At 56.1% G+C, this 13,619-nt stretch carries 13 protein-coding genes and 1 pseudogene; 7 read left to right on the top strand and 7 right to left on the bottom strand.

Features of this window, described 5'->3' with window-relative positions:
• Nucleotides 1-2: 2 nt before the first annotated feature.
• Nucleotides 3-497 carry a TIGR00645 family protein gene (locus tag EDF81_RS16970; RefSeq protein ID WP_123349332.1) on the bottom strand — a complete coding sequence of 165 codons (495 nt, stop codon included), beginning with the start codon at nt 495-497 and terminating at the stop codon, nt 3-5.
• 86 nt (nt 498-583) lie between these two features.
• On the bottom strand, nt 584-1,078 hold the full coding sequence (locus EDF81_RS16965) for an ESA_00282 family adhesion-associated protein (RefSeq protein ID WP_123349331.1): 495 nt from the start codon (nt 1,076-1,078) through the stop codon (nt 584-586).
• Nucleotides 1,079-1,191: 113 nt separating this feature from the next.
• Here EDF81_RS16965 and EDF81_RS16960 point away from each other — a divergent pair, with 113 nt between their 5' ends.
• Nucleotides 1,192-1,596, top strand: coding sequence for a hypothetical protein (locus tag EDF81_RS16960; RefSeq protein WP_123349330.1), 405 nt, complete (start codon nt 1,192-1,194; stop codon nt 1,594-1,596).
• Between the two features lies 1 nt (nt 1,597).
• The gene (locus EDF81_RS16955) at nt 1,598-2,092 is read left to right on the top strand and encodes a cytoplasmic protein (protein WP_123349329.1); all 495 of its coding nucleotides are present in this window, start codon (nt 1,598-1,600) and stop codon (nt 2,090-2,092) included.
• A gap of 10 nt (nt 2,093-2,102) precedes the next feature.
• On the opposite strand, the gene EDF81_RS16950 is transcribed toward EDF81_RS16955, so the two are convergent.
• On the bottom strand, nt 2,103-3,554 hold the full coding sequence (locus tag EDF81_RS16950) for a methyl-accepting chemotaxis protein (protein WP_123349328.1): 1,452 nt from the start codon (nt 3,552-3,554) through the stop codon (nt 2,103-2,105).
• Nucleotides 3,555-3,794: 240 nt separating this feature from the next.
• On the opposite strand from EDF81_RS16950, the gene EDF81_RS16945 reads away from it, so the two are divergent.
• Nucleotides 3,795-4,691 (top strand): SDR family oxidoreductase, encoded by an 897-nt coding sequence (locus EDF81_RS16945; RefSeq protein ID WP_123349327.1) that lies wholly within the window; start codon nt 3,795-3,797, stop codon nt 4,689-4,691.
• Nucleotides 4,692-4,735: 44 nt separating this feature from the next.
• Here the strand turns inward: EDF81_RS16945 and exbD are convergent, their stop codons facing one another.
• Together exbD and exbB are read right to left on the bottom strand one after the other, a co-directional pair.
• Nucleotides 4,736-5,164, bottom strand: a complete 429-nt coding sequence (gene exbD, locus EDF81_RS16940; RefSeq protein WP_123349326.1) for a TonB system transport protein ExbD — start codon at nt 5,162-5,164, stop codon at nt 4,736-4,738.
• Between the two features lie 6 nt (nt 5,165-5,170).
• Nucleotides 5,171-5,902 carry a tol-pal system-associated acyl-CoA thioesterase gene (exbB, locus tag EDF81_RS16935; RefSeq protein WP_123349325.1) on the bottom strand — a complete coding sequence of 244 codons (732 nt, stop codon included), beginning with the start codon at nt 5,900-5,902 and terminating at the stop codon, nt 5,171-5,173.
• A 251-nt stretch (nt 5,903-6,153) separates the two neighbouring features.
• Between exbB and metC the strand changes: the two genes are divergently transcribed.
• Together metC and EDF81_RS16925 are read left to right on the top strand one after the other, a co-directional pair.
• Nucleotides 6,154-7,341, top strand: a complete 1,188-nt coding sequence (gene metC, locus EDF81_RS16930; protein WP_123349324.1) for a cystathionine beta-lyase — start codon at nt 6,154-6,156, stop codon at nt 7,339-7,341.
• A gap of 128 nt (nt 7,342-7,469) precedes the next feature.
• Nucleotides 7,470-8,129 (top strand): DedA family protein, encoded by a 660-nt coding sequence (locus EDF81_RS16925; RefSeq protein ID WP_123349323.1) that lies wholly within the window; start codon nt 7,470-7,472, stop codon nt 8,127-8,129.
• Nucleotides 8,130-8,169: 40 nt separating this feature from the next.
• Here EDF81_RS16925 and EDF81_RS16920 read toward each other — a convergent pair whose 3' ends face one another.
• Complete coding sequence (locus EDF81_RS16920) at nt 8,170-9,069, bottom strand: AraC family transcriptional regulator (protein ID WP_123349322.1); 900 nt, start codon at nt 9,067-9,069, stop codon at nt 8,170-8,172.
• A gap of 194 nt (nt 9,070-9,263) precedes the next feature.
• Here EDF81_RS16920 and yqhD point away from each other — a divergent pair, with 194 nt between their 5' ends.
• Both yqhD and dkgA read left to right on the top strand, forming a co-directional pair.
• Nucleotides 9,264-10,427, top strand: coding sequence for an alcohol dehydrogenase (gene yqhD, locus EDF81_RS16915; protein ID WP_123349321.1), 1,164 nt, complete (start codon nt 9,264-9,266; stop codon nt 10,425-10,427).
• A 104-nt stretch (nt 10,428-10,531) separates the two neighbouring features.
• Entirely contained in the window at nt 10,532-11,359 is an 828-nt protein-coding gene (gene dkgA / locus EDF81_RS16910; protein WP_123349320.1) for a 2,5-didehydrogluconate reductase DkgA, read from the top strand.
• Nucleotides 11,360-11,424: 65 nt separating this feature from the next.
• Here the strand turns inward: dkgA and EDF81_RS16905 are convergent.
• Nucleotides 11,425-13,595 (bottom strand): annotated as a pseudogene (locus tag EDF81_RS16905) (YgiQ family radical SAM protein); the annotation flags it as partial.
• Between the last annotated feature and the right edge of the window lie 24 nt (nt 13,596-13,619).

Below are 13,619 nucleotides of genomic sequence, written 5' to 3'. Positions count from 1 at the left end.
TTTCATTTTTTGTCGCGGCTGAGACGGTCCAGATACCCCATCACAAAGGCCGACAGCACAAAGGTCAGGTGGATAATCACGTACCACATCAGCTTGTTGTCGGGCACGCTTTTGGCGTCCATAAAGACCCGCAGCAGATGGATGGAGGAGATCGCCACAATCGACGCCGCCACTTTATTCTTCAGCGAGGTGGCATCCATTTTCCCCAGCCAGCTCAGCTTCTCCCTGCCCTCTTCGATATCCAGCTGGGAAACGAAGTTCTCATAGCCGGAAAACATCACCATCACCAGCAGACCGCCCACCAGGGCCATATCCACCAGCGAGAGTAAAATCAGGATCAGATCGGCTTCCGCCACCGAGAAGATATTGGGCAGGACGTGAAAGATTTCCTGAAAAAACTTGATTGTCAGGGCCAGCAGCCCAAGAGAGAGGCCAAAGTAAACCGGCGCCAGCAGCCAGCGCGACGTATACATGGCATTTTCCAGAAAGCGTTCCATAGTGTCCTGTCAGTCAGTAAAAAAAACGGCGTTCAGTATACCCCAATCAGGCAAACCGATTGCAACAACTGACTAACAGGATCCCGTCAGACCTCGTCCGGGTTGACCTCAGGACGTTCATACTGCGGCCAGACGAGGGCCACAAGAGAGGGGTACGCGTTCATGCTGAACTCGCGGAAACACTGCTGCAGGTTGAGCACGTCGAGGTCAGATCGTGCGACCTTCTCGCCGTTCAGGCAGCGTTTTTTTATATTATCGTAATACTTATACACTGCAGAATTAAGGTCGCTACAACGCCGTTGCGCATCAAATAAACCAGGCGTACTATTTAATTCGGCCATGTTCATGCGCTTTATCGTCGCATGGATAAAATCGATATATTCGTGATTAACCCGCCAGTACCATACCGGGGTAATCGCGTTCATCAGCAACGAGAAATGGTCCTCCCCCTCCTCTTTGCTCATCGGCAGAGCTCCGGATGGTTGGGTGACCTCGGGTTCTGCTCGGCCTTTATTGAATTCTCGCATCAATAAAAGAATAAAGCCGGTGAGTATCAGTAATGTAAATACAAAATAAATCATACGGCTCCCTGAGACTGCTCTCTTTTTTTTGATTTTAAAAGTGTGTCATGATATTGTCAACGAGCCTTGCACTCTTATTTAACATATCCTTCTGAAATTAAAGGATTTTTAACATGTTACCCGAGAATTTAATCCCGGAACGCTTTCACATTTCTGCAGAAGGGAAAGAAACCGGGAAGGTAGAAGCAGAGTCAAATTTAACTCAGGGTAAAAGAACGCTCTCTGACTTTGAAGCTGATATATTAGCCGCTGCAACCCGTTCCGGGCAATCCCGTAATATGTTGCTGGAAGAGCGCGACCGTCATATAACCGACCGACTGTTCCGCGTCATCAAAATTGAAACATTTGCCAGGGTACTCAACGACCTGCAGGAAGAGACCGAGATCGATCCTCAGGAATTAAGTCAAATTATTGCCGAAAAAACCAAAAAAATTAATGAAGAAGGCAATACAATTTGGCTTAATCTGATTACCCGCGATAAAACTGCGCCTATGTTCTACGATTTAGGGGAAGATTAACGTGAGCGAAATTAACAATAATAACGTTTATTTGACTTTAAATGACAAGAATAGCGACGAGTTTATCTTAAAGCATAATCTTGAATTTTTAATTCAGGATAAAAACGCCACTATCGAAGAGATGGCGCATGCCCTGGTCTCTATTCCCGCCGCGCTGGTCCAGCTGAAGTGGAAAAACCGTCGGGAAATTTATGCGTATCAGGTCAAAGAAGAGATCTACGGCGCGGCCATCGCGGAAATTATCGCCCGCAAGCCCGAGCTGAAAGACAAGATAATGGCGCGCATTGAGTCAAATTATCAGCATATGATTTCCCGGGAAACCGCCACCCTGCGCCTGACCCGCAAACTGTCCGGCAGCGGCCACCGCACATCGAATATCAATCAGGTTGCCCCGAAAGAGAAAAAACCCGCTCCGCAGACCGCGAAAACCGCGACATCTTCGGCGAAATTTGTTCCCGGAGCCATGAAGATTAGCCCGACTCCCGCCAAAAAATAGCGCCCCACGCCTAGCCAAAACGGAAGACGGAGATCGCCGCCTTCAGTTCGTCCGTCTGCTCCTGCTGCTGTTGGGCCATCTGAATGGTCTGCGCCACGTGCCGCACGTTCTCCTGCACGCTGGCATCAATGCTGGCGATACTGCCGTTCATCTGCAAAATACTGGCCCGTTGCTGCTCGCTCATGCGGGAAAGATCGTCCACAAATTCCCGCAGCTGTTCAATATGCACAATAATCGACTGCATCGTATTGCCCGCCCGCTCAACTTCTCCGGCTCCCTGCTGCGTCCGCTCAACCGACGTGGCAATCAGCTGACGGATATCCTTTGCCGCCCCTTCGCAACGTAGCGCCAGGGTACGGACTTCCGAGGCCACCACGGCGAACCCTTTACCGTGCTCGCCAGCACGGGCAGCCTCAACTGAGGCATTGAGCGACAGAATATTGGTCTGGAAGGCGATCCCGTCGATCAGCTCCAGAATTCCGTTAATGCGCAGCGACTCATCGCGGATTTGCTCCATTGAGCGGGTGGCAGCAAGAATATCTTCACCGCCTTCGCGGGCCACCTCGCTGGCGTTAATCGCCAGACGTCGCACTTCGCTGGCCTTCTCGCTGGTTTGCGTCGCCGACCCGGTAAGCTGCTCCATCGCGCTGGCGGCATCCGCCAGGGAGGACGCCTGTTTATCCGTGCGTGCCGACAGAGAGGTGTTGCGCTGTAGCATCGCCAGCGATCCTTCCAGCAGCTGTCCGACATTGCGGCTGGCCTGCTGGAGCGTGTTGCGCATGGTATCCAGCGTAGTGCTGAACGTCCGGGCAAAGGTACTGCTGCTGGAATGATCGTCAGCGGCCAGCGTCAGACAGCCCGGCTCGCGGTTGATAATCGCCGCCAGCTGCGCCACCTCGCTGGCGGTACGCGCATCCTGCTCCATGCGGATCGCCAGGAAGATCAGCACGGCCGTCTGCATTACTACAAATAGACCGTGGAATATCACCATATGCAGGCCGGGATGGATAAATACTTTGATGCCAAAAAGCCCCCACTCCTGCAGATAGTTAAAGACCAGATGGTGAACCGCCGCCACGCCCGCCCCCACCAGCAGCGGCAGCCAGTCGCGCCATGCGAGCAGAGCCGACATCAGCACAAAGACCGAGAAATGGTATTCGGTTTCCCCTTCGCCGATTTGGATCAGCAGCGCGGCGAAGGCCAGCAGGATCACCGCATAGCCCACCCGCACCGGCCGAGTACCGTGGAAAAGCGCTTTCAGCAGCGTCGCGGCAATCGCCAGCGCGCTACCGGCGATCAGTGCCAGCCAGAAATCATCATGATGGAAGCCCGCCGCCAGCGAGACCAGCCACAGCGCCCAGATCAGGGTCAGCATCAGGTTATCGGCGCGTCGCCGAATGGCATCGAGGGAAATCAGGTCCTGCTGCGGGGCGTCAGAGTCAAACAGGTTCATCGTCGCCATACGGAGTTCTCGCGCTGTGGAGTCGAAATATTGTCAGAAGGGCTTTCATTAAAGCGTAGAGGCTAACCTGCAGGCCGCTACTTTTTTATAACAATATATTCTTTTTAAACTTTAGTAACTTAAAAGCTTTCTGCGTGATTTTTGTCCCGCCGCCAGCTTAAGGATAATCCTGGTTATTTTGCACAGGGCAGCATGAGCCACCAGGCTTAACCTGATAATTCACTACGATGGAGGTCACTGATGGCGAACAATCGAACAAACATCCGTAACCCGGTCACTCTCTACTATGGAGGGGACTATCCACAGCAGAAACAGCCCGCGCCGGGCGTGCAGGCCCAGATGGTGCCGGTACCCGACTGCGGTGAAAGAAGTTACATCGGACATGCGCGACTTGAGGGACGTAAAGCCCTGGTCACCGGCGGCGATTCCGGGATTGGCAGAGCCGCAGCCATTGCTTACGCGCGTGAAGGGGCCGACGTGGCGATTAACTATCTTCCCGCCGAGGAAGAGGATGCCCAGGCGGTGAAAGCCCTGATTGAGGAAGCCGGACGCAAAGCCGTCCTGTTGCCGGGGGATCTGAGCGATGAGGCCTTTTCCCGTTCGCTGGTCCATCAGGCCCATGATGCGCTGGGCGGGCTGGATATCCTCGCCCTGGTGGCCGGGAAGCAGACCGCCGTCGAAAAGATTACCGATCTCACCAGCGAGCAGTTCCGGCAAACTTACGCGGTCAATGTCTTCGCCCTGTTCTGGATTACTCAGGAGGCTCTGCCTCTCCTGCCCGCCGGAGCCAGCATTATCACCACCTCGTCGATCCAGGCTTATCAGCCCAGCCCGCATCTGCTGGACTACGCCTCGACCAAGGCGGCCATTCTGAACTATAGCCGGGGCCTTGCGAAGCAGGTTGCGGAACAGGGGATTCGGGTCAACGTGGTCGCACCAGGCCCCATCTGGACGGCGCTGCAGATCTCCGGCGGCCAGACTCAGGAGAAAATTCCCCAGTTTGGTCAGAAGACGCCGCTTAAACGCGCCGGACAACCCGCCGAACTGGCCGGGGTCTATGTTTATCTCGCCAGCGAGGAGTCCAGCTACGTGACGGCGGAAGTCCACGGCGTCTGCGGCGGGGAGCATCTGGGCTAAAAAAAAGGCCGACGCTAAGGTCGGCCTTTCTACTTTCGCAGCGCTTACTGCTTCGCGGCAGCGACTTCTTCACCCACCAGGCCTATCTTCAGATAGCCCGCCTGATGCAGCGTATCCATCACTTTCATCATGGTTTCGTAGTCGACCGTTTTATCGGCGCGGAAGAAGATCGTGGTGTCCTTTTTACCTTCCGTCAGCGCATTCAGGGCGCTGACCATATCTTCATCGGTGACCTGATCGTTGCCGATAAACATGCTCTTATCGGCTTTTACTGACAGATACACCGGTTTTTCCGGACGCGGCTGCGGCTGGCTTGAGGACGCCGGCAGATTGACCTTCACATCAACGGTGGCCAGCGGGGCCGCCACCATGAAGATAATCAGCAGAACCAACATAACGTCGATAAACGGCGTGACGTTGATTTCGTGCATTTCGCCGTTATCGTCCAGATTTTCATTAAGACGCATCGCCATGGGGCATTAACCTACACGTAATTTCTGGGCTGCACGCACCGGCTGAGCAGCACCGCCGTTGAGATCGAGGTCGCGGCTCTGCAGCAGCAGTACCTGTGCGGCCACGTCACCGAGGTTGGCTTTATAGCTGCCGATCATACGGGCAAAGATGTTGTAGATAACAACCGCCGGGATTGCCGCAACCAGGCCGATAGCCGTCGCCAGCAGCGCTTCTGCGATACCCGGTGCCACGACCGCCAGGTTAGTGGTCTGGGTCTGAGCAATACCGATAAACGCGTTCATGATCCCCCAGACGGTGCCGAACAGGCCGACAAACGGGGAGATAGCACCGATAGTCGCCAGATAGCCGTTACCACGACCCATATGACGCCCAACAGCAGCAACGCGACGCTCCAGGCGGAAGCCGGTACGTTCTTTGATGCCTTCGTTATCTTCAACGCCTTCAGAAAGTTCCAGCTCGTTCTGCGCTTCGTTAAGGAGAAGCGAGCTGAGGCTCTTGCTGTGGAAACCATCGGCGATTTCGCTGGCGTGATCCAGAGAGCGAGCTTCAGCCAGTAACTGCTGTTCACGTTTCAGACGGCGCTTCTGGGAAAAGAGCTCGGCGCTTTTGCTAAAGAAAATCGCCCAGGTCACAACGGACGCCAGGATCAGGCCAATCATGACCATTTTTACAACGATGTCGGCATGCTGATACATGCCCCAGACGGAGAGATCAGTCTGCATCAAATTATTACCCACGGTGTATCTCCACGACGCAAATCACAAAATCTGCGGCCAATAATATCAAAATGCTCTGGAATTGATAGTGGTTCTCATTAGTATTTACACACTGCCAGAAATTCGCCTCTGTTTCATTGCGCTTACGCAGTAAAAGAAGTGTCAACGCGGGATCCGACAAAATATTCTGCTTTATCGCCCAGGTTACGCGTGCACCCCTCGTTAAACATGGTAGTTTAGACATCCAGACGTATATATAAGGAAGTGCTGCGATGACAGATAAGCATATCGATACCGTGCTGGTGAACGCTGGCCGGAGCAAAAAATACACGCAAGGCTCGGTCAATAGCGTGATTCAGCGGGCGTCTTCTCTGGTTTTCGACACCGTTGAGGCCAAAAAGCACGCCACCCGCAATCGGGCGAAAGGCGAGCTTTTTTATGGCCGTCGCGGCACCCTGACCCATTTCTCTTTGCAGGAAGCGATGTGCGAGCTGGAAGGCGGTGCGGGCTGCGCCCTGTTCCCCTGCGGCGCGGCAGCGGTAGCCAATACCATTCTGGCCTTCGTTGAACAGGGCGACCACGTCCTGATGACCAATACCGCCTACGAACCCAGCCAGGATTTCAGTACCAAGGTGCTCGCCAGACTGGGCGTGACCACCAGCTGGTTTGACCCGATGATCGGCGCCGATATCGCCCACCTTATTCAGCCCAATACACGCATCGTGTTCCTGGAATCTCCCGGCTCTATCACCATGGAAGTTCACGATATCCCGGCCATCGTTGAGGCGGTACGCCGCGTTGCGCCCGAGGCGATCATTATGATCGACAATACCTGGGCGGCCGGCGTGCTGTTTAAGGCGCTGGATTTCGGGATCGATATCTCCATTCAGGCCGGGACCAAATACCTGATAGGCCATTCGGATGCGATGGTCGGCACCGCCGTCGCCAACGCCCGCTGCTGGGAGCAGCTGTGCGAGAACGCCTATCTGATGGGACAGATGGTCGATGCCGATACCGCCTATATGACCAGCCGCGGCATCCGCACGCTGGGTGTCCGCCTGCGTCAGCATCATGAAAGTAGCCTGCAGGTTGCCGAGTGGCTGGCACGCCATCCGCAGGTGGCTGAGGTGAAACATCCGGCACTGCCGGGGAGTAAAGGGCATGAGTTCTGGAAGCGCGATTTTACCGGCAGCAGCGGCCTGTTCTCGTTCGTACTGAACAAGCGTCTGAACGACAAAGAACTTTCAGACTACCTGGACCACTTTAGCCTGTTCAGTATGGCCTACTCCTGGGGCGGCTATGAGTCGCTGATTCTGGCGAACCAGCCGGAACAGCTTGCCACGATCCGCCCCGACGGCGAGGTCGATTTCAGCGGCACGCTGATCCGTCTGCATATCGGCCTGGAAAATGTAGCGGATTTGCTTGCCGATCTTAGCGACGGTTTTGCTCGTATCCGGTAATATAGGCCCGTGCGGCGCGTTTTTTGCACCACTAGCAGAAAAGTCTGCATTTGTTGCGTCCGGGATCAAGGTGTCCCGGGCATTTCAGGCGTACAATAGCGGCAAAGTGCTGTTTCACGGGAATCTCCATGGCTGTAATTCAAGATATTATCGCTGCGCTCTGGCAACACGATTTTGCCGCGCTGGCGAATCCGCACGTGGTTGGCGTTGTCTGGATGGTGATGTTTGCCACGCTGTTTCTGGAAAACGGCCTGCTGCCCGCCTCGTTTTTACCCGGAGACAGTCTGCTGCTGCTGGCCGGTGCGTTAGTGGGCAAAGGCGTGATGGATTTTGTCCCGACGGTGGTGATTCTGACCTCTGCCGCCAGCCTCGGCTGCTGGCTGAGCTATGTCCAGGGACGCTGGCTCGGTAATACCCGCGTGGTGAAAGGCTGGCTGGCCCAGCTGCCGAAAAAATACCACGACCGGGCAACCTTTATGTTCGACCGTCACGGCCTGCTGGCGCTGCTTGCTGGTCGCTTTCTGGCATTTATCCGCACTTTACTGCCCACTATGGCGGGCATTTCCGGCCTGTCGAACCGCCGCTTCCAGTTCTTCAACTGGCTCAGCGCCCTGCTGTGGGTTGGCGGAATTACCGGCCTGGGCTACGCCCTGAGCATGATCCCGTTTGTTAAGCGCCACGAAGACCAGGTGATGACCTGTCTGATGATCCTGCCGATGTTCCTGCTGCTGGCCGGGCTGTTCGGCACTCTGGTGGTGGTGATTAAGAAGAAGTACTGCAGCGCCTGAATCGCATTATGCCCCTCTCTCTGACGAGAGAGGGTTTGCTTTACGCTCCCTGCATCATGCGGATCCGCGCCGCATCCTCACCCGGCGTCACGCCAAAGTAACGTTTAAACTCCCGACTGAACTGGGATGGGCTTTCATAGCCTACCCGTATTGCCGCCGCGCTGGCCTTCATCCCGTCATGGATCATCATCATCCGCGCCTTATGCAGCCGGTAGGTTTTGAGGTACTGCAGCGGCGAGGTACTGGTGACTGATTTAAAATTATGGTGGAACGCGGAGACGCTCATATTGGCTTCCGACGCCAGCTGGTCGACGCTCAGGTTCTCGGTGTACTGGCTTTCAATCCGTTTCAGCACCCGACTAATCAGGCTGAAGTGGGTCTGGCGGCTCACCAGCGCCAGCAGCGCTCCGCCCCGCGGCCCGGTCAGCACGTGATAGAGAATTTCACGGACAATCTGCTGGCCCAGGATACGCGCATCCATCGGCCGCTCCATCACATCCAGCAGCCGCTCGGCGGCGCAGAGGATTTCATCGGAGAGGACGGCAGAGTTGATGCCGCTGGCCGAGCAGCCCGGCTGAAAATGCTCATCCTCGCCAATGTCCATCAGCAGCTCCTGGAGCTGGAGAATATCGACGTTCAGACGCATCCCCGCCAGCGGCACGTCCGGCGTAGCGAAGGTTTCGCACTCAAAGGGCAGCGGCACCGTCAGCAGCAGATATTCATTGGTATCGTAGCGAAACACCCGCTCATTGATATAACCAATCTTATGGCCGGAAAAGAGAAAAACGATGCCCGGCTGATACATCACCGGGGTGCGCGTGCCCGGCTGGGTGCCATACATCAGGCGCACGTCCGGCAGCAGCTCACTCAGCTTATTCTCATTAACTTTCAATTGCTTAACTTTATCCGTCAGCAACTGACAGATGGCCTGACGATTCATAATGGGCCGCTCCGATAATCATTTTCCACCCATGCAGTGTGCGCAGTTTTTCCCATTTTCTCCAGCCCTCTGTAGAAATGGGCAAGACTACGGCAGGAATGTGCATTGAGAGGATTGCCCCGGGCGACCACAATGTTGAGCATCCGGCAAATTCATAACGCCGCCCGTTTTTAACCCAACGAGGGAAAAGAGCAATGAACAATTTTAATCTGCATACCCCCACCCGCATTCTGTTTGGTCAGAACGCTATCGCCGAGCTGCGCGCTCAGGTACCGGCGGACGCCCGGATCCTGATTACCTACGGCGGCGGCAGCGTGAAGAAAACCGGCGTACTGGACCAGGTTTACAGCGCGCTTGAGGGCCTGAACGTGCTGGAGTTTGGCGGTATTGAGCCAAACCCGTCCTACGAGACCCTGATGAAAGCGGTCAAAATTGCCCGCGATGAGAAGGTGACCTTCCTGCTGGCGGTCGGCGGCGGCTCCGTGCTGGACGGCACCAAGTTTATTGCGGCGGCGGCCCACTACCCGGACGGCGTCGATCCCTGGCATATCCTGCAGACCGGCGGCAGTGAGATCAAAAGCGCCATCCCGATGGGCTCTGTCCTGACGCTGCCCGCCACCGGGTCTGAATCCAATAACGGTGGGGTGATTTCCCGTAAAACCACCGGTGACAAACAGGCATTCCGCCATCCTCACGTCCAGCCGATTTTTGCGATTCTGGACCCGGTCTATACCTACACCCTGCCGCCGCGCCAGGTCGCCAACGGCGTAGTCGATGCCTTTGTGCATACGGTTGAGCAGTACGTGACGTATCCGGTTGATGGCAAAATCCAGGACCGCTTTGCGGAAGGTATTCTGCTGACGCTGATCGAAGACGGTCCGCGTGCGCTGACAGAACCGGAAAACTACAACGTGCGCGCCAACGTGATGTGGGCTGCCACTCAGGCGCTGAACGGCCTGATCGGTGCAGGCGTACCGCAGGACTGGGCCACCCATATGCTGGGCCACGAACTGACGGCAATGCACGGCCTGGATCACGCCCAGACCCTGGCGGTGGTGCTGCCTTCCCTGTGGAATGAGAAACGCGACGCCAAGCGTGGGAAGCTACTGCAGTACGCTGAACGCGTCTGGAATATCACCGAAGGTTCAGAGGATGAGCGTATCGATGCGGCCATCGCTGCCACCCGTCGCTTCTTCGAGGAACTCGGCGTGCCGACACGCCTGTCCGGCTACGGTCTGGACGGCAGCTCTATCCCGGCGCTGCTGGCCAAACTGGAAGAACACGGCATGACAAAACTGGGCGAACATCAGGATATTACCCTCGATGTCAGCCGCCGGATTTACGAAGCGGCACGCTAAGTCATTTGACGCAGCGACTTCCGTTTTGGCAGTTTTAGGCCAAACTTAGTGCACACAACCTTACCGGGATTTATTCCCGGTAAGCTTCATCAAAGGAGAACTGCATGACACATCCAACCGTGATTAAGCTCCACGACGGCACCATTATGCCGCAGCTGGGGCTCGGCGTGTGGAAGGCTGGAAACGACGAAGTGGTTGAGGCTATCCATAAAGCGCTGGATGTCGGCTATCGGTCCATCGATACCGCTGCGGCCTATAAGAACGAAGAAGGCACAGGGAAAGCATTACGCAGCGCTGGCGTACCGCGTGATGAACTCTTTATCACCACTAAGCTGTGGAATGGCGATCAGCAGCGGCCAAAAGAGGCCCTGCAGGAGAGCCTGAAGAAGCTTCAGCTGGATCATGTCGATCTCTATCTGATGCACTGGCCTGTGCCGGCGCTGGATTATTTTGTCGACGCCTGGAAAGGCATGATCGAGCTGCAGAAGCAGGGCCTGGCGAAAAGCATCGGCGTCTGTAACTTCCAGATCCACCATCTGCAACGGTTAATCGATGAAACCGGCGTGACCCCGTCGATCAACCAGATCGAGCTGCACCCGCTGATGCAGCAGCGCCAGCTGCACGCATGGAATGCGACGCACAAGATCCAGACCGAATCCTGGAGCCCGCTGGCGCAGGGCGGCGAAGGCGTTTTCGATCAGAAAATTATTCGTGAACTGGCGGATAAATATGGCAAGACCCCGGCACAGATCGTGATCCGCTGGCATCTGGATAGCGGCCTGGTAGTGATCCCGAAATCGGTCACCCCGTCGCGCATTGCCGAAAACTTTGACGTCTGGGATTTCCGTCTGGATAAAGACGAGCTGGGCGAAATCGCTAAACTCGAACAGGGTAAACGTCTGGGGCCGGACCCGGACCAGTTTAGCGGCTAAGTTTTTCCTTATTCTGCCCCCGCAATGGGGGCAGAATAACAGTCTTAGCGCGTGCGCGGCTTATTGCGCTGCTGCTGTTTAATCGGCGTATGTTTCGTTAATGCCGGGCGTGCCGTACGGTTCTGGCGGCGGGCTTCACGCATCTCATCAATTGTCGGCGACGGCACCAGACAGTCGCGGCGACCGCCTATCAGATGTTTTTTCCCCATGCTTTCCAGCGCCTGACGGATCAGCGGCCAGTTAGCCGGATCGTGATAGCGCAGCAGGGCTTTATGCAGACGGCGCTGACGATCCCCACGCGGCACCACCACATCCTCACTCTTATAGTCAATTTTACCCAGCGGGTTCTTGCCGGTGTAATACATGGTGGTCGAGTTGGCCAGCGGCGACGGATAGAAGTTCTGTACCTGATCGAGACGGAAGCGGTGCTGCTTCAGCCACAGGGCCAGATTCACCATATCTTCATCACGTGTTCCCGGATGAGCCGAGATAAAGTAAGGGATCAGATACTGCTCTTTCCCCGCCTGCTTCGAATAGGTATCAAACAGCTCTTTAAAGCGGTGATACGTTCCCATTCCCGGCTTCATCATCTTCGACAGCGGCCCTTCTTCCGTATGCTCAGGCGCAATCTTCAGATAGCCACCGACGTGGTGACTGGCCAGCTCTTTGATATAGCGCGGATCGGCCACGGCCAGATCGTAACGGACGCCTGAGGCGATCAGGATCTTTTTGATGCCTTTCAGATCGCGCGCGCGACGGTAGAGATCGATGGTCGGCTGATGGTTGGTGTCCATATGCGGACAGATTTCCGGGTAGACGCAGGAGAGACGACGACAGGTTTGCTCGGCACGCGGCGAGGTGCAGCGCAGCATATACATGTTGGCCGTCGGCCCGCCCAGATCGGAGATAATTCCGGTAAAACCGGGGACCGAGTCGCGAATGGCTTCGATCTCGTTAATGATCGAGTCTTCCGAACGGCTCTGAATAATGCGCCCTTCATGCTCGGTGATCGAACAGAATGAACACCCGCCAAAGCAGCCGCGCATAATGTTGATCGAGAAACGGATCATATCGTAAGCCGGAATGCGGCTTTTGCCATAGGAAGGATGCGGAATACGCTGGTAGGGCAGCGCAAAGACGCTGTCCATCTCTTCCGTGGAGAGCGGGATCGCCGGAGGGTTGATCCAGATATAGCGATCGCCGTGCTTCTGCATCAGCGCCCTGGCGCAGCCGGGGTTGGTTTCATGATGCAGAATGCGTGACGTGTGGGCATAGAGCACCTTATCGCCCTTCACTTTCTCAAAGGAAGGCAGCAGAACGTAGGTCTTCTCCCAGGGCTTCGGCCGCGGCGGCTGAACGGTGACGCGCTTCGGCTCCTGCGGCTGCACCGGCTTGTTGTCGGCGCAGGGCAGATCGTCCCCGTAAGGGTGCGGGATCGGATCGATACGGCCCGGGGTGTCCAGGCGGGTGGAATCGACGCCGCTCCAGCCCGGCAGCGCCTCTTTCAGCATAATGGCGGTATTACGCACGTCACGGATGCTGGCGATCGGCTCACCGGCGGCCAGACGGTGGGCCACCTCGACCAGCGGGCGCTCGCCGTTGCCAAACATCAGCATATCGGCCTTGGAATCGACCAGGACCGAGCGGCGCACCGTATCGGACCAGTAGTCATAATGGGCGATACGGCGCAGGCTGGCCTCGATGCCGCCGAGGATCACCGGCACGTCTCTCCACGCCTCTTTACAGCGCTGGGTATAGGCCAGCGTGGCGCGGTCCGGGCGCTTGCCCGCCACGTTATCCGGCGTATAGGCGTCGTCATGGCGCAGTTTACGATCCGCCGTGTAGCGGTTGATCATCGAGTCCATATTGCCTGCGGTGACGCCGAAAAAGAGATTCGGTTTGCCGAGGCGCATAAAGTCCTCTTTGCTGTTCCAGTCCGGCTGCGCAATGATCCCTACACGAAATCCCTGCGCTTCCAGCATCCGGCCACAGATCGCCATCCCGAAGCTGGGATGATCGACATAGGCATCGCCCGTGACCAGAATAATGTCGCAGCTATCCCAGCCAAGCTGGTCCATCTCTTCCCGCGACATCGGCAAAAAAGGCGCCGGGCCAAAGCAGGCGGCCCAGTACTGCGGCCAGGAGAAGAGGTCACGATCCGGCTGGATCAGGGATATTGCGCTCATAATGCTTCCGGAAATGGCAAAAAAATAATCAAAGGGCGGGGATTATAAGCCCTATTTCCTTAGAGATCGAAAGG

The organism is Enterobacter sp. BIGb0383 (genome assembly GCF_003751845.1).
Classification (GTDB): Bacteria; Pseudomonadota; Gammaproteobacteria; order Enterobacterales; family Enterobacteriaceae; genus BIGb0383.
Note: the sequence above shows the minus strand (reverse complement) of the source record. Positions and strands in the feature narration are given on the sequence as shown.

Coding starts and splice junctions, on each gene's coding strand:
- yqhD (WP_123349321.1), top strand. CDS start 9,264: ATGAACAATTTTAATCTGCATACCCCCACCCGCATTCTGTTTGGTCAG.
- exbD (WP_123349326.1), bottom strand. CDS start 5,164: ATGGCGATGCGTCTTAATGAAAATCTGGACGATAACGGCGAAATGCAC.
- EDF81_RS16965 (WP_123349331.1), bottom strand. CDS start 1,078: ATGATTTATTTTGTATTTACATTACTGATACTCACCGGCTTTATTCTT.
- EDF81_RS16950 (WP_123349328.1), bottom strand. CDS start 3,554: ATGGCGACGATGAACCTGTTTGACTCTGACGCCCCGCAGCAGGACCTG.
- EDF81_RS16960 (WP_123349330.1), top strand. CDS start 1,192: ATGTTACCCGAGAATTTAATCCCGGAACGCTTTCACATTTCTGCAGAA.
- EDF81_RS16970 (WP_123349332.1), bottom strand. CDS start 497: ATGGAACGCTTTCTGGAAAATGCCATGTATACGTCGCGCTGGCTGCTG.
- EDF81_RS16920 (WP_123349322.1), bottom strand. CDS start 9,069: ATGAATCGTCAGGCCATCTGTCAGTTGCTGACGGATAAAGTTAAGCAA.
- metC (WP_123349324.1), top strand. CDS start 6,154: ATGACAGATAAGCATATCGATACCGTGCTGGTGAACGCTGGCCGGAGC.
- EDF81_RS16945 (WP_123349327.1), top strand. CDS start 3,795: ATGGCGAACAATCGAACAAACATCCGTAACCCGGTCACTCTCTACTAT.
- EDF81_RS16925 (WP_123349323.1), top strand. CDS start 7,470: ATGGCTGTAATTCAAGATATTATCGCTGCGCTCTGGCAACACGATTTT.
- dkgA (WP_123349320.1), top strand. CDS start 10,532: ATGACACATCCAACCGTGATTAAGCTCCACGACGGCACCATTATGCCG.